Source organism: Xanthobacter agilis (genome assembly GCF_021730435.1).
Lineage (GTDB): Bacteria > Pseudomonadota > Alphaproteobacteria > Rhizobiales > Xanthobacteraceae > Xanthobacter > Xanthobacter agilis.
The window spans coordinates 20,222-40,182 of the sequence record NZ_JABWGX010000010.1; the positions used below are offsets into that span (position 1 = coordinate 20,222).

Consider the following 19,961-nt stretch of genomic DNA (forward strand, 5'->3'; position numbering starts at 1 on the left):
ACCGCCTTATCGCCCTGCCGGCATTCTGCCGCAAGGGGTTCCCGTGGGTCCCGCGCAACTCGGCCGCGGACTTTAGAAGTCCCGCCGGAAAAGCAGCGCGTCGGTGCCCCGATAATAGCCCTTGCGACGACCCACCTGCTGATAGCCGATCCGTGCATACAATTTCAACGCCGCCACATTGCCCTCCTCAACCTCGAGGAAGGATATGGACACGCCTTCAGCCGCAAGACGTGACAGGTGATGGGTGAGAAGTACGCCGCCGATACCCCGGCCCCGCGCGCTTTCCGCCACCGCGATCGACAAAATCTCTGCTTCCGGCACCACCACATGGGACAGGACGAAGCCGAGCAACGCCCCTTTGCGCCCCGCGGCCGCCACATGCCCGCGCGCGGCCCGCTCGGCCAGCATCCGTTCGAATTCCTCCGCCGGCCATCCTTGCGCGAACGATGCCCCGTGCAGCGCCGCCAGCGCCGGCGCGTCGTCGCCCTGGGCGGTGCGGAACAGCGGCGGCGCCGCTGGGAAGAGATAATCGATCAGGGACATTATCGCCGCGCGATGCGCGCCTTGTCCTGCGGCTTGGCGTCCGGCGGCCGCAGATACAGGGGCTTGGGCAGCGCCGCCTCCGGATCCGCCGCGACACCCAGGCGAGCGACCCAGGCCACGTCAGGCGCCGGCACGTCGTCCACATGGAGCGGCGGCGCCTCGCCGCTCGGCCATGCCTCGGCCAGGAGACGGGCACCAGAGCCCACCAGCCGCGCCGGGCCGATGGCCACCGCGCGCGCGGCCTCCCGCACCGAGGTCACCTTCGGCGCGATCAGGGTGCGCCCGCCAACCCCGAACATTTGCAGGAAAACATGCCCGTGCTTGGCATCGATGGCCGCCACCACCGGCACGGCATCGTCGAGCGCCAGGAAGGGCGCGGCCAGCGCCGCCAGCGTCGTCACACCCACCACCGGCCGGTTTGCGGCGAGCGCAAAGCCGCGCGCCGCCGAAAGCCCGACCCGAAGCCCGGTGAAGCTGCCCGGGCCAACGGTGACGGCGACCCGGCCGATATGCTCAAAATCGAGCCCGGCGTCTTCCATCACCCGTTGCACCAACGGGATCAGGGCCTCGGCATGGCCGCGGTCCATGAGCAGCGAGTCGCCGGCCACGATGCTGTCGCTCTCCGCATCGAGCACCGCCGCCGAGCACGCTGAAAGCGCGGTATCTATGGCCAGGACGAACATGAACACAAAGCCCCTCTTCCCGCCACGATTGCCCGAAACGGGCGCAAACGGAAGGGGACCCGCCCCGCTCACCTTGCCAAAGGGTTAATATGCGGGCCGGATGGCGGCACCCGGCCCGCCCGCAGTGAACGCAAGACTGGCATAGCCGCTCGGGCCACGGCCGCTCAGGCGGCCTGCACTTCGCGGATTTCCGGCACGAAGTGCTTCAGCAGATTTTCCACGCCGTTCTTCAGCGTGGCCGTGGATGACGGGCAGCCGGAGCAAGAGCCCTTCATATTCAGATAGACCACGCCGTCCTTGAAGCCGCGGAAGGTGATGTCGCCGCCGTCATTGGCCACCGCCGGGCGCACCCGGGTGTCCAGCAGCTCCTTGATGGTGGCGACGATCTCGGCGTCGGCCCGGTCATAGAATTCATCAGCGGCCTCGTCCGCCGCCAGGGCCACGCCCTCGGCGATGATCGGCGCGCCCGACATGAAATGCTCCATGATGGCGCCAAGGATGGCGGGCTTCATCTGCCGCCAGTCGCCTTGAGCCTTGGTCACGGTGACAAAATCCGGCCCCAGCATGACCCCATCCACCCCGCGCACCTCGAACAGGCGCTGCGCCAGGGGCGACAGGCCCGCATCGTCCGCGCTCCGCACGTCGAGCACGCCTTCGCCAAGCACCGGGCGGCCGGGCAGAAACTTGAGGGTCGCCGGATTGGGCGTCGCTTCAGTCTGAATGAACATGGCCTAATCCTCAAAATATGAAAGGCCGGACCCGCCGGCATCTGTCACAGAAGATAGGTCCTCGCCATAAAATGCGAAAGGCCGACCCTAGGGAATGTCCGGAGTTGACAATCCCGTGGCCGGCCTTGATCGCCCACCATCCGCGCAGGCGCGCAATCAGGTGTTCATGGAATCGAAGAAGTCCTGGTTGGTCTTCGTCTGCCGCAGCTTGTCCAAAAGGAACTCGATACCGTCCACCGTACCCATGGGGTTCAGGATGCGGCGCAGCACATACATCTTCTTGAGCGTATCGGAGGGAACCAGCAGTTCCTCCTTGCGGGTGCCGGAGCGCGTGATGTCGATAGCCGGGAACACGCGCTTGTCGGAGACCTTGCGGTCGAGAATGACTTCCGAATTGCCGGTGCCCTTGAACTCCTCGAAGATCACCTCGTCCATGCGCGAGCCGGTCTCGATGAGCGCGGTGGCGATGATGGTGAGCGAGCCACCTTCCTCGATGTTGCGCGCCGCGCCGAAGAAGCGCTTGGGCCGCTGCAAAGCGTTGGCGTCCACGCCGCCGGTGAGCACCTTGCCCGAGGACGGTACGACCGTATTGTAGGCGCGGCCGAGCCGGGTGATGGAATCGAGCAGGATCACTACGTCGCGGCCGTGTTCCACCAGGCGCTTCGCCTTCTCGATGACCATTTCGGCCACCTGGACGTGCCGGGCGGCGGGTTCATCAAAGGTGGAGGAGATCACTTCACCCTTCACCGAGCGCTGCATGTCGGTCACTTCCTCCGGCCGCTCGTCGATGAGCAGCACGATGAGGTAGCACTCGGGGTGATTCGCGGTGATGGACTTGGCGATGTTCTGGAGCAGCACCGTCTTGCCGGTGCGCGGCGGCGCCACGATCAGGCCGCGCTGGCCTTTGCCGATGGGCGCCACGATATCGATGATCCGGGGCGAAAAATCCTTTTTGCCGCCGGGCACTTCCTCATGCTCAAGCTTCAGCCGCTCATCGGGATAAAGCGGCGTCAGATTGTCGAAATTGATCTTGTGCCGGGTTTTTTCCGGATCCTCGAAATTGATCGTGTTGACCTTGAGCAGGGCGAAATAGCGCTCGCCTTCCTTGGGGCCTCTGATCTGGCCTTCCACCGTGTCACCGGTGCGCAGGCCGAAACGGCGGATCTGGGAGGGAGAGACATAAATGTCGTCGGGACCGGGCAGATAATTGGCTTCCGGCGACCGGAGGAACCCGAAACCGTCCTGCAGCACCTCCACAACGCCTTCACCGATGATCTCGGTCTCGCTGAGGGCCAGCTGCTTCAGAATGGCGAACAGCAGCTCCTGCTTGCGCAGGGTGCTCGCATTCTCCACCTCGTTCTCCTCGGCAAAGGCGAGCAGCTCGACAGGCGTTTTGGATTTCAGGTCTTGAAGTTTTACTTCCCGCATATGGGAAAGCCTCGATTAGGAAATGAATGAGCGGATCCGCGCGGATTGGTCGGAACGCACATGAGAGGAGGGACGGGGATCGCAGGTCTTCAGGAGCAGCCGGGGCGACAGCTTCCGCCTGACGCGCGCGCCCGAGCCACAGCGGATCTTCCCGTGGGCTCAAGCCTCAGCCAGCGCGTTCGCCTGCGTTGAGGAAAGCGGATGCAGGATAGGCACACCCCGCGCCTGACGCAAGCCCTTCGTCGGCGCCAAGCCCCATCAAAACGGCTTGACCACCACCAGGATCACGATGCCGATCATCAGGAGTGTCGGTACTTCATTGGCAATGCGATAGAATTTTGCCGGCCGGACATTCCTGTCAGAGGCAAAATCGCGCACCCACCGGGCCTGGAAGCCGTGCACCGCGGACATGGCCAGCACCAGGGCAAGCTTGGCGTGAAACCAACCGTCCATGTACCAGTTCCCATCATAGGCCAGGAACAGACCGGCGAGCCATGTCACAATCATGGCGGGCGTGGAAATGGCCTTCAATAGGCGCCGCTCCATGACCTTGAAGGTCTCGGACTGGGCCGATCCTTTCGGTGCCATGGTATGGTACACGAAGAGCCGGGGCATATAGAGCAGCGCCGCCATCCAGGCAATCACCGCCATGACGTGCAGCGCCTTGATCCAGAGATAAAGCACGGCCTCTCCTCATATTTTTTGTCTGGTCACGACGCGGCCCGCACCCCCTCCACCAACGCCTCCACATAAGCGAGCGGAGTTTCCGGGCGGATGCCGTGGCCGAGATTGAAAATGTGGCGGCAGCCGGCGAAATCCGCGCGGATGCGCCGGATCTCGTCCTCCAGCGCCGCCCCTCCGGCGATCAACCGCAACGGGTCGAGATTGCCTTGCAGCGCCACTTTGTCCCCAAGGCGGGCACGGGCGGCGTGGCGATCCGCCGTCCAATCAAGGCCGATCGCGGTGATGCCCGCCGCCGCCAGCCGCTCCAGGGCTTCAAGGTTCGCGCCCTTGGGAAAGGCGATGACCCGGACGCCGGGATGCAATGCCTTCAGGCCGGAAACGATGCGCTTCAACGGTTCCACGCACCACATTTCGAACGAGAGCGGATCGAGCACGCCGGCCCAGGTATCGAAAATCTGCACCGCATCCGCGCCTGCCCGCACCTGGGCCGACAGATGGACGATGGACGCCTCCACCAGACGATCGATCAGCGCCTGGAACACCGCCGGATCGCGCAGCGCCAGCAGGCGCGCGGGCGCCTGGTCGTCAGTGCCCTGCCCCGCCACCATGTAGGTTGCCACCGTCCAGGGCGCGCCGCAGAAGCCGATCAGCGCGACCTCCGGCGGCAGGTCAGCCCGCACCGCGGCGATGGCCTCATACACCGGCTCGGTACGGGCCGGATCGAGATGGTCGGGCAGCGCGGCGATGCGCGTTGCATGATCGACCCGCTCCAGGCGCGGCCCCTCGCCGGCGGTGAACGTGAGGTCCACGCCCAAGGCGTGGGGCACCACCAGGATATCGGAAAAGATGATGGCCGCATCGAAACCGAAGCGGCGGATGGGCTGGAGCGTCACCTCGGCGGCGAGCTTCGGCGTGTAGCACAGGGTGAGGAAATCGCCGGCGATGGCGCGCACCTCCCGGTATTCGGGAAGGTAGCGGCCGGCTTGGCGCATCATCCAGAGCGGAGGCGGATCAAGGGGCGTTCCGTCCAGGACGGCGAGGAAGGGCGAACGCGGTGCCGGAGAGAGGCTCATCCCATGCCTTTAATAAATGAGAGTCTTATTTAAAGAGAGAGTCTTCAGAGTCTTTACGGTTGATTAACCAGTCGCAACGCCATCGACAACCAATCCACACGCCAACCCGATTCAGATACCGCATTTGCCGCAGGTGCGAGCCCCGGCGGGTGCCGGTTAATAAAGGATTAACGGGTCGGTGCCATCAGATATGCACATCGGCCCACAGGCCCCCCCGGAAACGGGTCCCTTCGAGTCGAAATGTGGACGGCTATGCCCTCTTTCCCCAGGCCGATCTTGCGTCGGCGAAAGGAGCGTGCCTTCTTCAACAGCCTTCCACAGCCCTGGTGGATAAAGTGACGCCGACGAAAGCCCCGACCGACAGCTATTTTCACCTGCATCTGGTGTCGGATGCGACGGGCGAGACCCTCATCACCGTGGGCCGCGCCGCGTGCGCCCAATATGCGAATGTGCTCGCCATCGAGCATGTGTATCCGCTGGTTCGCACCATGAAGCAGCTCGACCGGGTGCTGAGCGAGATCGAGTCCAATCCGGGCATCGTGCTTTACACGCTGGTGGACAATGAGATCCGCGGCCGGCTCAAGGAGCGCTGCCGGGATCTCGGCGTGCCCTATCTGTCGGTGATGGCGCCCATCGTGCGGCTGTTTCAATCCTATCTCGGGGGTGAGCCGACGCCGCGTATCGGCGGCCAGCATTCCCTTGACGCGGTCTATTTCAAGCGCATCGATGCGCTGAACTTCACCGTGATGCATGACGACGGGCAGATGACCGAAGATCTGGAGAACGCCGACGTGGTGCTCCTCGGGGTCTCGCGGACCTCCAAGACGCCGACCTCCATCTATCTGGCCAACCGTGGCATCAAGACCGCCAACATTCCCTTGGTGCCCAATGTGCCTCTGCCGTCCAACATCGAGACGCTGAGGAAGCCGTTGGTGGTGGGCCTGGTGGCAAGTCCGGAGCGGATCGTGGAGATCCGCCAGAACCGCCTGCTGGGTCTGAACGCCGCCGACACTGGGACCTCCTACACCGACCGGCAGGCGGTGTCGGAGGAGATCGCCTTTTCCCGCCGCCTATGCGCGCGCAACGGCTGGCCCCTTATCGACGTGACCCGCCGCTCCATCGAGGAGACGGCAGCCACCATCCTGGCGCTGTTCAACGAGCGTCGCCGCCAACAGTTGGCCGAGACCTGAGACTATGGAAAGCAAGACGTTGTGGCGCGGCGAGCAGCCGTTGGTTCTCGCCTCCAAGAGTGCCACCCGCTTGAGCCTTCTCGTGCATGCCGGCATGCCGGTGGAAACCGTGTCCACCGATGTCAACGAGCGGGGCCTTCAGGCCGAGGCCGGGGATCTCGATCCGAGCCGGATCGCCTTGATGCTGGCCCGGGCCAAGGCGGCGGCCGGAGCGGTGGCGGCGCCGGGGCGCATCGTCCTGGGGGCCGACCAGACCCTCGCCCTTGGCACTGAGATCTTCCACAAGCCACGGACGGTGGAGGCGGCCCGCGCCCAGCTCGAGACCCTTTCGGGCAAGACCCATGCGCTGCATTCCGCGGCGACGGTGGTGATGGACGGCGAGATCGCGTTCGAGACCGTGGCGAGCGCCTATCTGACCATGCGGCCTTTGACGCAGGACATATTGGATACCTATCTCGGTGCCGCCGGGCAGCGGGTGTTGACCTCGGTCGGGGCCTACCAGCTCGAATCGGTGGGGGTGCATCTGTTCAGCAAGGTGGAGGGGGATCATTTCACCATCCTCGGCCTGCCGCTGCTGCAATTGCTGCCCTTCTTCCGCGATCAGGGCATGCTGCCGTGACCATCCGGGCCTGCGTCACCGGATCGCCGATCGCCCATTCCCGTTCGCCGCTGCTGCATGGCTATTGGCTGCAGCATTACGGCATCGATGGCGAGTATGGTCGCGAGGAGGTGCCGCCGGCGGAAGCGGCCGCCTTCTATCGCAGCTTGGCGGCGCGCGGCTATGTGGGCTGCAATGTCACCTTGCCCAATAAGGAAATCGCGTTTTCGGTGCTCGATGAGGCCGACGACAGTGCCGCGGCGCTGGGGGCGGCCAATACGCTGTGGCTGGCGGATGGACGCCTGCACGGCGCCAACACAGACGGCTATGGCTTTTTGGCCAATCTCGATGCAGGCGCGCCGGGGTGGGACAGCCGCCGTGAGGTGGCGGTGGTGCTCGGTGCCGGCGGTGCGTCCCGTGCGGTGGTGCATGCCCTGGCCGGTCGCGGCTTCACGCGGATCGTGCTGGCCAATCGCACTTTGTCCCGCGCCGAGGCGGTGGCCGCGCCCTATGGGCGGAAGGTCCAACCCTTGCCGCTGGGTGATGTGTCCAAGGTGCTGGGGGCCGCCGATGTGCTGGTCAATTGCACGTCGCTTGGCATGAAGGGGTCTGAGCCGCTGGATTTCGATCTGTCACCGGTTCCGGCCGAGGCGGTGGTGACGGACATCGTCTATGTGCCACTGCTGACGCCTTTTCTGAAGGCGGCCCAGGCGCGGGGCTTGAGGACGGTGGATGGGCTTGGCATGCTGTTGCATCAGGGTGTGCCTGGTTTCGAGCGCTGGTTCGGCGTCCGCCCGGAGGTGACGGTGGGTCTGCGCGAGAGGGTAGTTGCGGATCTGAGTGCGAAGGGTCAGCTGGAGGCGTGACGCCATGTGGATTGTCGGCCTTACCGGGTCCATCGGCATGGGCAAATCCGCGACTGCGTCCATGTTCCGCGGCTTTGGCGTACCGGTGCATGATGCTGATGCCGCCGTGCACCGGCTGTATCGCGGCGCGGCGGTGGCGCCGGTGGGCGCGGCCTTTCGCGGAGTGGTGCGCGGCGATGTGGTTGACCGCCCTGCCCTCGCGGCTCAGGTCCTGGGCGATCCGGAGGCCATGGCGCGGCTGGAAGCCATCGTCCATCCGCTGGTCTGGGCGGAGGAAAAGGCGTTTCTGGACCGGGCGCGGGGCATGGGCACGCGCCTTTGCGTGCTTGATATTCCGCTATTGTTCGAAACCGGTGCGGCGCAACGCGCTCATGCGGTGGTTGTGGTGAGCGCGCCGCCGGAGATCCAGCGTCAGCGCGTGCTGGATCGGCCGGGCATGACGGAAGAGAAGCTGGAGGCCATATTGGCCAAGCAGATGCCGGATATGGAAAAGCGCCGGCGCGCCCATTTCATCATTGAGACCGGGCGTGGCTTTGAGGCTGCGCGCCATCAGGTGGCGGGTCTCCTGCGGGCGCTGTCCGGTCCGGGCCGGCGCCGACCGGCTGAGAAACAGGATGTGGCGTGATGCGTGAGCTGGTGCTCGACACTGAAACCACCGGACTTGAAGCCAATGGCGGCGACCGGCTGGTGGAAATCGGCTGCGTAGAGATGGTAAACCGGATTCTCACCGGAAATGTCTACCATGTTTACATCAATCCCGAGCGGGACATGCCGATCGAGGCATTCAACGTGCACGGACTCTCGACGGAATTTCTTTCCGACAAGCCGGTGTTTTCGACGATCGCGGATGAATTTCTGGAGTTCATCGCCGAAGATACGCTGGTCATCCATAACGCGGCCTTCGACGTGGGCTTCCTGAACGCGGAGCTTGGCCGTACCGGACGCCCGCTGATTGCCCGTGATCGCGTGGTGGATACGCTGGCGCTCGCCCGCCGCAAGCATCCGGGCGGCGGCAATCGTCTCGACGACTTGATGAACCGCTACGGCATCGATAGTTCGCGTCGCGTGAAGCATGGGGCGTTGCTTGATGCCGAGCTTCTGGCGGAAGTCTATAGCGAGCTGCTCGGTGGGCGTCAGGCCAGCCTGATCGGTCTGGTGGAGGACGAGAGCGAGGCGCCTCGTCTGGTGATCGAGGCTAAGGCCGCGCGCCAGAGACCGGGGGTCCTGCCTTCGCGCGTGACGGCGGAGGAAGCGGAGGCCCACGCGGCGTTCGTGGCGGCGCTGGGAGAAAAGGCGCTTTGGCTGAAATACGCCGCGCCGGCGCCAGAGAGCGAGGGCGGCGTCTGATTTCGCCATGTGCAACCGTATCATATATTCAAAGATGCATTTTTTAGATTATTCGCGAAAAACGTGATCGCCTGAGAAGCGCGCTGACGGCGAAATCGAGTGTGTTCCGATGTCGTGGTCGGAAACGGTGAAACGTGGCTCCATAGCTTCTAAAATCGATTCTTGCAGGGGTCGTCGGATTTTGGCGGTGAAGCGGGTGGATCCGGCGGCTTTCGAAGCCGCCATATGGTGATTTGGGCTTTCGCGACGCATATCACGGCGCCACCGTGCAATTGCGATCAACGATGGCGTCTTCGGTTTCCGCGCAGATCGCAGAGGGGGGCAAAACGGAGCCCTGGCGGCGCGCGCCGATGCCCGAAACAACAAACGGAATTTTTCCATGGCTGCCGATACCATTTTCGCGCTCTCCTCGGGCCGCCTGCCTGCGGGCGTTGCCGTAGTGCGGGTCTCGGGTCCGGCTGCGGGGGATGCGCTGCAATCTTTGACCGGGGTTATTCCGCTGCCCCGGCAGGCGCGCTATGGGGCGCTGCGACGCGCCTCGAGCGGCGAAATCCTCGATCGTGGGTTGCAGCTTTTCTTTCCCGGCCCGGCGAGTGCCACGGGGGAGAATGTGGCGGAACTGCACCTGCATGGTGGGCGGGCGGTGGTGGCAGCGGTCTTTTCGGCGCTCGCCGCAATGCCCGGCCTGCGCCCTGCGGAGCCTGGAGAGTTCACCCGTCGCGCCCATGGCAATGGCAAGTTGGATCTCTCCGAGGTGGAAGGTCTGGCGGATCTTATCGCGGCCGAAAGCGAAGCTCAGCGGCGGCAGGCTCTGGCGCAGGCGGGTGGCACGCTCTCGCGCCGGGTTGATACCTGGCGTGAGGCTTTGCTGTGGTCGCTGGCGGTGACCGAGACGAGTCTCGACTTTGCCGATGAGGGAGATGTGGAGGAGCGCCTGAATGACGATGTGGGTCAGGCGCTGGCGCCGGTGGTCGCCGATATGGAGGCGGCTCTGCGGGATTCCCAGCGCGGCGAGCGCGTGCGTGACGGATTGGTGGTGGCCATCGCCGGCCCGCCCAACGTGGGCAAGTCGAGCCTGCTGAACCGGCTGGCCGGGCGGGATGTGGCCATCGTCTCGCCGGTGGCCGGGACCACGCGGGACGTGCTGGAAGTGCACCTGGAATTGGCGGGCCAATCGGTGACGGTGCTGGACACGGCGGGCCTGCGGGAGGCCACCGACGTGGTGGAGATCGAGGGTGTGCGGCGCGCCCTGGCGCGGGCGGAAGAGGCGCATCTCGTCTTGTGGCTGTCCGATACGGCGGAGCGGCCACCTCAGGCCTTGGGCCATGCGCTTTTGGTGCGCACCAAGATGGACCTTGGAGGCGTGGCGCCCTCCGGCTGGATCCCGCTTTCGACGGCGCGGACCGAGGGGCTGGAGGAACTGCTGCGGGTGGTCGGCGGGCTCCTGGATGAGCTGGTCGGGGGCGAGCCGGCGCTGATCACCCGTGAGCGGCAACGCCGGGCGTTGGATCTGGCGCTGGGTTATCTGCGCGCGGTGGTGGAAAATGAAGGGATCAGCGGGGAATTGCGCGCGGAGGAATTGCGGCTTGCGGCGCGGGCGCTGGATCGCATTGTCGGACGGATCGATGTGGAGGATGTCCTGGATCGGGTGTTTTCCACCTTCTGCATCGGGAAGTGAGCGCCGACTTTTTGTTTCACGTGAAACATTCATCGCACACGCGACACGGTTTTAGCTCGCTGTGGCCTTGACGGCGCGGACGCGACGGCGTTTTCAAGAGCGATGACCAATCTTTTGGACCTCTCCCCCTCCCCGGCCGGCCCGGCGGAACTGGCCTTCGACGTGGTGGTCGTGGGTGGCGGCCACGCGGGCTGCGAAGCCGCTGCCGCTGCGGCGCGAACCGGTGCGCGCACCGCGCTTGTGACCCATGATGCCGGGACCATCGGCGCCATGTCGTGCAATCCGGCCATCGGGGGCTTGGGCAAGGGTCATCTGGTGCGGGAGATTGATGCCCTGGATGGTCTCATGGGCCGGGTGGCCGACGCGGGCGGCATCCAGTTCCGCGTGCTCAACCGGCGCAAGGGCCCGGCCGTCCGTGGTCCGCGCGCGCAGGCCGACCGCAAGCTCTACGCGCGTGCCATGCAGGCTGCTCTCGCGCAGACGGAAGGCCTCTTCGTCATCGGTGGCGAGGCGGATGACCTGGATGTGCGCGACGGGCGGATCGCGGCGGTTCGCCTCTCGGACGGCCGCAGGCTGCGGACCGGGGCGGTGGTGTTGACGACCGGCACGTTTCTGAATGGCCTCATTCATATGGGCGAGGTGTCCTTTCCCGCCGGGCGGATGGGCGAGAAGCCAGCGTTGCGCCTGTCGCCGGCGTTGCGCCGGCTGGGGCTAGGGCTGGGCCGCCTGAAAACCGGAACGCCGGCGCGGCTGGACGGGCGGACCATCGATTGGGCCGGGCTGGAGATGCAGGCGGGGGATGATCCGCCCGAGCCCTTCTCCGAGCTGACCACGGTCCTTTCAAATCCCCAGGTGGAGTGCGGCATCACCCGCACCACCACTGCGACTCACGACGTGATCCGCGCCAACCTGCATCGCTCGGCCATGTATTCTGGGCGGATCGAGAGCACCGGGCCGCGCTACTGCCCCTCGATCGAGGACAAGATTGTTCGCTTCGGGGATCGGGACGGACATCAGATCTTCCTGGAGCCGGAGGGGCTGGAGGACCACACGGTCTATCCCAACGGCCTGTCGACCTCCCTTCCCGAGGAGGTGCAGCAGCTCTTCCTGCGGACCATACCGGGCCTGGAGCGGGTGGCCGTGCTGCGGCCCGGTTATGCCATCGAATATGATCATGTGGACCCTCGCCAGCTTTCGACCACGCTGGAAGCAAGGCAGGTGCGGGGGCTTTTTTTCGCCGGGCAGATCAACGGGACCACAGGCTATGAGGAAGCTGCGGCGCAGGGGCTGCTCGCGGGCCTCAACGCGGCGCGCCGGGCGGCCGGGGCTGACGGGATGGTGCTTGATCGGGCCACGTCCTATCTCGGCGTGATGGTGGATGACCTGGTGACGCGGGGTGTGAGCGAGCCCTACCGCATGTTCACCTCAAGGGCGGAATATCGGCTGACGCTGCGCACCGATAATGCGGATCAGCGTTTGACGGCGCTCGGGGAGCAGCTGGGCCTGGTCGGCAGGCGGCGGGCGCAGGTGTTTGCCGGCAAGATGAAGGCGCTGGGCGAGGTTCGAGCGCTGGTGGAGCGCCTCACCCTGACGCCCAACATGGGTGCGCGCCACGGGCTAAATCTGAACAAGGACGGCTTGCGCCGGTCGGCCTTCGATCTTCTCGCCTACCCCGATATCGATCTCAAACGGCTGTGCGGGATCTGGCCGGAGCTGGCCGCGATCGATCCGAAGCTGGGGGATCAGATCGAGGTGGACGCGAAATACGCGGTCTATCTCGGGCGGCAGGCGGCCGACATCGCCGTGTTGCGGCGCGACGAGGGCCTGATGCTGCCGAGCCAGCTTGCGTATGACACGTTGCCGGGCCTATCGAATGAGCTGAAGCAGAAATTGGCGCGGGTGCGCCCGCAGACCGTCGGTCAGGCCGGGCGCATTGAGGGGATGACACCGGCGGCGTTGACCTTGCTCGCGACCTATGCGCGACGCGGGTCCACGGCGGCGGCTGACGGAGATGCGGCTTAGGGTGCGGGCTCGGCCGGGCGTGGATGGCGCGATTTTGGAAAGGCGGGCGCAGGTGGCACGGGATGTTGCGGACGACACGGAAGTGGTGAGCCAGCGGCGCGGTGTCGAAGCGAGTGTTTCACGTGAAACATTCCAGCGCCTGGACGCGCTTGTCGGCTTGCTGCTGAAGTGGCAACGGACGATCAATCTCGTGGCGCCGGCGACGCTCCCGCAGGTCTGGGCGCGGCATGTGGCTGATTCGCTTCAGCTGGTGGCGCTTGCACCCACCGATGCGACCCGCTGGGTGGATCTGGGGTCCGGCGGAGGATTTCCAGGCCTCGTGGTGGCCGCCGTGCTCGCCGAGCGGTCCGGCGCCGCGGTTGATCTGGTGGAAAGCGATAGCCGTAAGGCCGCTTTCCTGCGCGAAGCGATTCGCGTCATCGGCTTGCCGGGACGGGTACATGTCGCGCGGATCGAGAAGGTGGGGGCGGAGCTGGCGGGTGGAACCCATGTGGTTTCCGCCCGCGCGCTTGCGCCTTTGCCTAAATTGCTCGATCTCGCGGCGCCTTTTCTCGCCGCAGGTGCAGTGGGGCTGTTTCTGAAGGGGAAGGATGCCACAGGCGAATTGACCGAGGCGCGTAAAGGCTGGACACTCGACGTCGAGCTCGCGCCCAGCCACACCGACCCCGATGGCCGGATCGTGGTTGTAAAGAGCGCCAGACCCCTTGCAGCTGCCGCCCATGCGCGTTCATCCGCTCGCGAGCGGCCGGATGCGGCGGGATGATGACCCGCCGTGTTGCGACCCTATTTCATCCGATTTGATCGAGGATCGTCGACCCATGAGCGATCTCAATATGTCCGCTCCCCCGCCCGCCCCCGCCCCCGCCCGGCCGCGCGTGCTGGCGCTGGCCAACCAGAAGGGGGGCGTGGGCAAGACCACGACCGCCATCAACCTCGGAACGGCGCTCGCCGCTATCGGTGAAAAGGTTCTGGTGGTCGATCTTGATCCGCAGGGCAATGCCTCCACCGGGCTCGGGATCGACCGGCGGGCGCGCCAGCGCTCCACCTATGACATCTTGGTGGGAGATGCGAGCTTTCGCGAAACCATCATGGAAACGGCGGTTCCCGGGCTGCATGTGGCGCCGGCGACCCTCGACCTGTCGGGGCTGGAGCTGGAGATCGCATCGGCTCGCGATCGCGCGTTTCGCCTGCGCAATGCGTTGCAGGGGCTGGCGGAGGACGACGCCGCGGCGCGCTACAGCTATGTTCTGGTGGACTGCCCGCCGGCGCTCTCCTTGCTCACCGTCAACGCCATGGCGGCCTCCGACGCCATCTTGGTGCCGCTTCAGTGCGAGTTTTTCGCGCTCGAGGGCTTGTCCCAGCTCATGAAGACGGTGGACCAGGTGCGCACGGGGCTGAACCCGAACCTGGTGATTCACGGCATCGTCCTCACCATGTATGACGGGCGGAACAACCTGTCGGAACAGGTGGTGCAGGACGTGCGCGCGTTCATGGGGGACAAGGTGTACGACACCATCATTCCGCGGAACGTGCGCATTTCCGAGGCGCCATCCTACGGCAAGCCGGCGTTACTCTATGACCTGAAGTGCGCGGGCTCGCAGGCCTATTTGAAGCTGGCGTCCGAGGTCATTCAGCGCGAGCGGGCCGCACGGGCCGCCGCTTGAGATCGATGTTTGCAGTAAAGGAAAGCCATGTCCATGGCGGATGAACCGCGCTCCCGGCTCGGCCGGGGGCTTGCCGCGTTGATCGGCGAGATGAACGATCCGCAGCCCGAGGCTGCCGCGCCCGCCGGGGCGCGCGCGGGGGTGCAGCGCCGTCTGCCCATCGAGCACGTCCGTGCCAATCCGCGCAATCCGCGCCGGGCCTTTCTTGAGGAAGGGCTGGAGGATCTCACGGCTTCTATCCGGGAAAAGGGGATCATCCAGCCCATCGTCGTGCGGCCGCTGCCCGGGATCAATGCCTTTGAGATCGTCGCCGGCGAGCGGCGCTGGCGCGCGGCGCAGCGGGCGGCCTTGCACGAAGTGCCGGTGATCGTGCTGGAGCTCTCCGATCGCGAGGCGCTGGAGATCGCGATCATCGAGAACGTGCAGCGGGCGGATCTCAATCCGGTCGAAGAGGCTCAGGGATACGAGGCCTTGATGGCGCAGTTCGATTATTCACAAAGCGATTTAGCAAAGGTGATTGGCAAGAGCCGGAGCCATATCGCCAATACGCTCCGGCTGCTGAAGCTGCCGGCGGAGGTGAAGATCTATCTGGAAGACGGCCGCCTCACCGCTGGTCATGCGCGGGCGCTGATTGGCCATGAGCACCCCGAGCAGATCGCCCGGCAAGTGGTGGAGAAGGGTCTCAACGTCCGTGACGTGGAGGCGCTGGTCAAGGCCCATGGGGCGGGCGCCGGCGAACCGCTGAAGCGCAAGCCGGCGCCGGAGAGCGCCAAATCGGCGGATGTCCGGGCTCTGGAACGGCGCCTGGGCGAGGCGCTGGGATTGAGCGTATCGCTGGACAGCCGGGGCGAAGCGGGCGAGCTGCGCATCCGTTATGCGAGCCTCGATCAATTGGACGATCTGTGCCGGCGGCTCGGCGTGGACTGAAGCAATCCGCGGTGAGGCGTTTCCGCTTCGTTTCGGATCACGCGCCATTCGAGAGTTTGGCGCGGTTGCCGCGAACCGAAATGGCGTCGTCGGTGGGCGGAAATCTGCCGCATCATCAAAGAACAGGAGGCGGCCAGTTCGTCCGTTCTTTTGGCTGTGTTCCGCGCTTTTCACCGGCGCTTGGTTCAAAACGCCTGGAAACACAAACCCCCGCACCAAGAGAGATTGAGTTGCGGGGGTTGAGTGTTCGGTCGACGCGGCCGGATTTCAGACCGGAGCGGCCTTGCGGCGGCTCGGCTTCTTGACCGGGGCGACCGGGGCCTTCTTGCGGCTCTGACCAAGACCCATGTTCTTGGCGAGTTCAGAGCGCGCGGCAGCATAGGCCGGGGCGACCATGGGGTAATCCTTCGGCAGGCCCCACTTCTCGCGGTAAGCATCAGGCGTCATGCCATAGCTGGTCCGCAGGTGGCGCTTCAGGGATTTGAACTTCTTACCGTCTTCAAGACAGATGATGTATTCGGGCGTGACCGACTTCTTGACGGGCACGGCCGGCTTCTGCTCTTCGACCGGCGGAGCAACCGGGGTCCCGAGCTGACCGAGCGCGCGGTGCACGGATTCGATCAGCGCCGGAAGATCAGCGGCCGCCACGCTGTTGTTGCTCACATAGGCGGCGACGATGTCCGCGGTGAAGTCGATATGGCTTTGCGATTGCGGATTGGTTGAGGAATCGCTCACAGGGCATCCCTTTCTGCTTGCACGCTGCGGCTGTCCGCGTGGGCAGCACTGCATTTATAGAAATATACGTAAAGTCGAAGCTTCGCAAATATTCTATAGCAGACGTTAAACCAGTTACAATCGGGTCTTCTAAAAAACTTTGAAATTGAGCATCTATGCGGGTTTGATGCGAAAGCAGCAGCACCGTGCCGCAGGGAAAATGAAAGGTGGAGGGTGCCGGAAATGGCACTGATTCGCTTTCGAAAAGACGCGATCCCTCCGTCCGGCGAAGTCCATTTGGCAACCGATGGGTGTAGGAATTGCTGCCATCTGGGGCCAGTGTCCAATGAATTGCGACATACTGCTTGGCTCCCGCGGACGCTGCGGTCACGGTCAAGATTTCGCCGAGGATGCGGCTGTCCCAAGGGGGCGCGGAATGAACCGACATTGCCTCGACGACGCAATATTCTGGCTTTGCGTAGAAACGGTGGCGATAGCATGTGATGTGCGGGTGAAATGAAACTGCGTGATCCAGAAATGCGGGTCTTGAGGTTCGTGGGTGCCGGCGCGGTTGAGAACAGGTGGTCGGGCCATGCGTCTTCCCAGCGGGAGCTGCAGGTGTCGGCCATTGGCGTTGGCGCGCCGAAGGTTTACATGCGGCGATCGCCGTCGCCGCAGGAGATTGGGAAGTATCATGCCGCGCGCAGTCGCCGGACCGGAAATCGAACGACTTATTCAGCTGCTGGCGCGCCTGCCGGGCCTTGGGCCGCGTTCGGCGCGCCGCGCAGTGCTGCAGCTCATCAAGAAGCGCGAGGGGCTGATGGCGCCGCTGGCGCGGGCGCTGACCGACGTTCTGGACAAGGTGGTGGAGTGCAAGGTCTGCGGGAACGTGGATGTGTGCGATCCCTGCACCGTCTGCACCGACCCGGTGCGAGATGGGCGCCTGCTGGTGGTGGTGTCGGATGTGGGTGATCTTTGGGCGCTGGAGCGGGCGGGTGTGCTGAACGCGCGCTACCATGTGCTGGGCGGCGTATTGTCCCCCCTCGACGGGGTGGGGCCGGATGATCTCAATTTGTCGAAGCTGGTGGCGCGCGTGGTGGACCAGAACGTCGTCGAAGTCATTCTTGCCCTCGGGGCCACGGTGGATGGCCAGACCACGGCCCATTACATCACCGATCTCTTGCGAGATCTTCCCGTGCGGGTGACACGCCTCGCCCAGGGGGTGCCGGTGGGTGGCGAGCTGGACTATCTCGACGAAGGCACCTTGTCCGCGGCGATCCGCGCGCGCACCCAGATGTGACCTCCACCGGCCTCCCCGCTCAGGCGGCGGCGGGCGCCGCGTGATGGGCCTCGGCGCCCTTGTGATCGCGGAAGAAGCCGGGATTGGCGCGCACGGCGGCGGCGGCGCGGCGCAGGACATCGGGATCGTCGTGGCCAGTCGCGGCAAGCCGTGTGGCGGCGCGCTCCAGGGCGCCGGCGACCCGCTCGGGTTGCTCCGACAGCACGGCGACGCTGGCAAGCGCGGCGGCAACGGCGCGGCGGCGGCTGTCCGGCAAGCCGCTCTCCGCAAGGCGGCCGTGCAGGACGCGGATGGCGGTGCCGAGGGCAAGGGCGGCCAGTCCGCCATCGACGGCGGCGAAGTCGCGGTCGCCGGATTTTTCGCCCCAGCGCACGAGGCGCAGCAGGCGATGATAGAGCCGCGCCCGCCAGCGCGCGGCTTCAGCCGGACCGAACGGCGCGCGGGCCATGGCCTTCAGCTCATGTACCATCATGCCGACCAGCATCGCCCGTCGCCGTCGCGCATCCATGGGGAAGGCCAGGCGGAAGGCGATCAGCGCGATCAGCGGCCCGAGCAGCATGGCGAGCACCATCTGCACCATGCCGGCCGGTGTGCCATGCAGGGGGAAGGCGGGCTGCAGCAGGAGCAGCAGCGACATGTTGTAGTCCATGCCGGCCAGCAGGGTGAGGCGATGCGCCATCACGAAGGCGCCTACGAGGATGAACGGCATGGTCAGCACGATCACCTGGGTGAGATCCGCCGCGTGGGGCAGCACCAGCCAGCGGGCGGCCAGCGCCGCCGCCGCGCCGGCGGCCGAGCCGCCGAGCACGAAGCGCATGGTGAGCGCCGGGTTGTCGAAGGTCGAGAAAAGGGAGGTCATGATGGCGGCCCCCATCAGCATGAAGGGGCCATAGGTCCAGCCGGTGGCGAGCCAGATGGCGCCGACCACGAGCACGGCGCCGGTGGCACGCAGGGTGGCGGCGCGGGCGCCCACCACATCCCGATGCAGCAGGAACGGGGGCGTCAGCGCATCGGCGTCGTCGCGCGCCGGGGCGGCCGGGGCCTGGAGCTCCTGAACGGCGCGGGCCAGGGTCTCCACCACGGACACGATGCCGGGATCGTCTCTGTCGCCGGAAAGGTATCGCGGCAGATGAGCCAGGGGCATGGGGTCGGGAGCCGGCGCGTCGAGGCCGTCGGCGGCGTTCCGCAGGGCGGCAAGGCCCCCGGCCCTCTGGCGGGCCGTGGGCACGGTGCCGATCCGGCCGCGGGCGAACACCAGTCCATTGAGCAGGGCGGCCATCAGGGTGCGCACGCGCCGGACGGTGTGCCGGCTGCGGGCGGAGCCGGCCCCGTGGGGATCGAGCATGTCGTCGATGGCCGCCATCTCGGACATGATCGCCCGTTCCTCGGCAAAGACGCGGGCGCTGTCCGCGGTGTCGAGGGCGGCGGCGAGATGGCGCAGTACGCGGGCGGTGAGCCGCCGCACGCGGCCGAGCAGATCGGATTCCGCGCTTAAGGGCGTGAACAGCCAGCCCACCGCGAACGATGTGGCGACGCCCACGCAGATGGTGAGCACCCGGTCGAGGGCGAGGCCGTAGATGTGGTCAGGATGGCCGAAATCCACCAGCGCCACCATGGCCGCGGAATAGCCGGCGAGGATGGTGCCGTAGCCGGTGAAGCCGCCGATGAGATTGCCCGCCCCAGCGCACAGGCCGATCCAGAGCGCAAGCCCTGCGACCAGCAGCGCCGGGGTGCCGGCGCAGCACAGGATGAGGGCGACACCGACCAGCGCGCCGGCGAAGGTGCCGAGGATGCGGAATGCGCCCTTTTCGAGAAGCTGGCCGCGGGTGGGCTGGGCCACCACCCACACCGTCATGGCCGCCCATTGGGGGTTGTCGATGTGGAGGGCTGCGGCGATGGCCAGCGCCAGGGCGGCGGCCATCGCCGTGCGCAGGGTGAAGGCGAGGCGCGGCCCGTCGAAGCCGAGCCGGGTCAAGAGCGAGGCGGCGGGCATCAGCGTGTGGTCGCGGCAAGGGGGGCGGTGGCGGCGGTCGGTGCCGCTGCCGCCTGGATCCGGCCGTCGATGCTGGCGAAAGCCGCCATCAGGGCGTCGATCTGCGCGTCCGAGAGGTCTTCAAGCAGCAGGTCCTCGATGCGGGCCAGCTTGGCGCGGATGTCGGTGACCGCCGTGCGGCCTTCCGCTGTCAGGTAGAGCTGCTTCAGCCGGCGGTCGTGGGTGGCGGTGCGGCGCTCCACCAGCCCGCGCTCGGCAAGCAGGTCGAGCAGCCGCACCAGGGTGGAATCGTCGATGCCCACCGCGAGGGCGAGCTCTTTCTGGCACAGGCCATCGCCCTGCTCCGCCAAGTGCACGAGAGGCGCCCAGCTCGCGTCGCTGAGGCCGATGGCGGCGAGGCGATGGTCCAGGGCGCGCCGCCACCGGCGCGCGAGACCGACGAGCTGGATGCCCAAGCGGCGGCGATTGGAGCTATCGATTTGCATCCAATTGATTTGGATTAAAACCAATGGGATGGCAACCA

General features: G+C 65.8%; 20 protein-coding genes. 11 read left to right on the forward strand and 9 right to left on the reverse strand.

All coding sequences use genetic code 11. The annotated features are described in order from the left end of the window. Positions 1-72 precede the first annotated feature (72 nt). From rimI to hemE, 6 genes are all read right to left on the reverse strand, one after another. Entirely contained in the window at positions 73-543 is a 471-nt protein-coding gene (gene rimI / locus HUW53_RS09105) for a ribosomal protein S18-alanine N-acetyltransferase (protein WP_237345439.1), read from the reverse strand. Beyond that, a complete protein-coding gene (tsaB, locus tag HUW53_RS09110; protein WP_237345546.1) occupies positions 543-1,226 on the reverse strand; it encodes a tRNA (adenosine(37)-N6)-threonylcarbamoyltransferase complex dimerization subunit type 1 TsaB in 684 nt (227 codons plus the stop codon). The genes rimI and tsaB overlap by 1 nt, the downstream gene beginning before the upstream one ends. A 164-nt stretch (positions 1,227-1,390) precedes the next feature. Further along, complete coding sequence (locus tag HUW53_RS09115; protein ID WP_237345440.1) at positions 1,391-1,954, reverse strand: NifU family protein; 564 nt, start codon at positions 1,952-1,954, stop codon at positions 1,391-1,393. A 156-nt stretch (positions 1,955-2,110) separates the two neighbouring features. Then, positions 2,111-3,382, reverse strand: coding sequence for a transcription termination factor Rho (gene rho / locus HUW53_RS09120; RefSeq protein WP_237345441.1), 1,272 nt, complete (start codon positions 3,380-3,382; stop codon positions 2,111-2,113). A 258-nt stretch (positions 3,383-3,640) separates the two neighbouring features. Next, positions 3,641-4,066, reverse strand: coding sequence for a protoporphyrinogen oxidase HemJ (hemJ, locus tag HUW53_RS09125; RefSeq protein ID WP_307500325.1), 426 nt, complete (start codon positions 4,064-4,066; stop codon positions 3,641-3,643). A 26-nt stretch (positions 4,067-4,092) separates the two neighbouring features. Further along, positions 4,093-5,139: a uroporphyrinogen decarboxylase gene (hemE, locus tag HUW53_RS09130; RefSeq protein WP_272904156.1), complete on the reverse strand. Its 1,047-nt coding sequence runs from the start codon at positions 5,137-5,139 to the stop codon at positions 4,093-4,095. Positions 5,140-5,474: 335 nt separating this feature from the next. Here hemE and HUW53_RS09135 point away from each other — a divergent pair, with 335 nt between their 5' ends. The 10 genes from HUW53_RS09135 to HUW53_RS09180 all read left to right on the forward strand — a co-directional run bounded on the left by HUW53_RS09135 (position 5,475) and on the right by HUW53_RS09180 (position 15,431). Then, complete coding sequence (locus HUW53_RS09135; protein ID WP_237345442.1) at positions 5,475-6,329, forward strand: pyruvate, water dikinase regulatory protein; 855 nt, start codon at positions 5,475-5,477, stop codon at positions 6,327-6,329. Positions 6,330-6,333: 4 nt separating this feature from the next. Beyond that, positions 6,334-6,948 carry a Maf family protein gene (locus HUW53_RS09140; RefSeq protein ID WP_237345443.1) on the forward strand — a complete coding sequence of 205 codons (615 nt, stop codon included), beginning with the start codon at positions 6,334-6,336 and terminating at the stop codon, positions 6,946-6,948. Continuing rightward, on the forward strand, positions 6,945-7,793 hold the full coding sequence (locus HUW53_RS09145) for a shikimate dehydrogenase (RefSeq protein WP_237345444.1): 849 nt from the start codon (positions 6,945-6,947) through the stop codon (positions 7,791-7,793). The genes HUW53_RS09140 and HUW53_RS09145 overlap by 4 nt, the downstream gene beginning before the upstream one ends. 4 nt (positions 7,794-7,797) lie before the next feature. Then, a complete protein-coding gene (gene coaE, locus HUW53_RS09150; RefSeq protein ID WP_237345445.1) occupies positions 7,798-8,418 on the forward strand; it encodes a dephospho-CoA kinase in 621 nt (206 codons plus the stop codon). Then, a complete protein-coding gene (dnaQ, locus tag HUW53_RS09155; RefSeq protein ID WP_237345446.1) occupies positions 8,418-9,140 on the forward strand; it encodes a DNA polymerase III subunit epsilon in 723 nt (240 codons plus the stop codon). The genes coaE and dnaQ overlap by 1 nt, the downstream gene beginning before the upstream one ends. Before the next feature lie 379 nt (positions 9,141-9,519). Next, the gene (gene mnmE / locus HUW53_RS09160) at positions 9,520-10,818 is read left to right on the forward strand and encodes a tRNA uridine-5-carboxymethylaminomethyl(34) synthesis GTPase MnmE (RefSeq protein ID WP_237345447.1); all 1,299 of its coding nucleotides are present in this window, start codon (positions 9,520-9,522) and stop codon (positions 10,816-10,818) included. A 102-nt stretch (positions 10,819-10,920) separates the two neighbouring features. Next, a complete protein-coding gene (gene mnmG, locus HUW53_RS09165; RefSeq protein WP_237345448.1) occupies positions 10,921-12,840 on the forward strand; it encodes a tRNA uridine-5-carboxymethylaminomethyl(34) synthesis enzyme MnmG in 1,920 nt (639 codons plus the stop codon). 52 nt (positions 12,841-12,892) lie between these two features. After that, positions 12,893-13,603, forward strand: coding sequence for a 16S rRNA (guanine(527)-N(7))-methyltransferase RsmG (rsmG, locus tag HUW53_RS09170; RefSeq protein WP_237345449.1), 711 nt, complete (start codon positions 12,893-12,895; stop codon positions 13,601-13,603). A 55-nt stretch (positions 13,604-13,658) separates the two neighbouring features. Further along, complete coding sequence (locus tag HUW53_RS09175) at positions 13,659-14,504, forward strand: ParA family protein (RefSeq protein WP_237345450.1); 846 nt, start codon at positions 13,659-13,661, stop codon at positions 14,502-14,504. Between the two features lie 33 nt (positions 14,505-14,537). Beyond that, on the forward strand, positions 14,538-15,431 hold the full coding sequence (locus HUW53_RS09180; RefSeq protein WP_237345451.1) for a ParB/RepB/Spo0J family partition protein: 894 nt from the start codon (positions 14,538-14,540) through the stop codon (positions 15,429-15,431). A gap of 267 nt (positions 15,432-15,698) precedes the next feature. Here HUW53_RS09180 and HUW53_RS09185 read toward each other — a convergent pair whose 3' ends face one another. Then, the gene (locus HUW53_RS09185) at positions 15,699-16,166 is read right to left on the reverse strand and encodes a Ros/MucR family transcriptional regulator (RefSeq protein ID WP_237345452.1); all 468 of its coding nucleotides are present in this window, start codon (positions 16,164-16,166) and stop codon (positions 15,699-15,701) included. Positions 16,167-16,839: 673 nt separating this feature from the next. Between HUW53_RS09185 and recR the strand changes: the two genes are divergently transcribed. Then, the gene (gene recR, locus HUW53_RS09190; RefSeq protein ID WP_237345453.1) at positions 16,840-17,445 is read left to right on the forward strand and encodes a recombination mediator RecR; all 606 of its coding nucleotides are present in this window, start codon (positions 16,840-16,842) and stop codon (positions 17,443-17,445) included. A 19-nt stretch (positions 17,446-17,464) separates the two neighbouring features. Here the strand turns inward: recR and HUW53_RS09195 are convergent, their stop codons facing one another. Together HUW53_RS09195 and HUW53_RS09200 are read right to left on the reverse strand one after the other, a co-directional pair. Further along, entirely contained in the window at positions 17,465-19,438 is a 1,974-nt protein-coding gene (locus HUW53_RS09195) for an FUSC family protein (RefSeq protein ID WP_237345454.1), read from the reverse strand. Then, positions 19,438-19,923 (reverse strand): MarR family winged helix-turn-helix transcriptional regulator, encoded by a 486-nt coding sequence (locus HUW53_RS09200; protein WP_237345455.1) that lies wholly within the window; start codon positions 19,921-19,923, stop codon positions 19,438-19,440. The genes HUW53_RS09195 and HUW53_RS09200 overlap by 1 nt, the downstream gene beginning before the upstream one ends. Positions 19,924-19,961 lie beyond the last annotated feature (38 nt).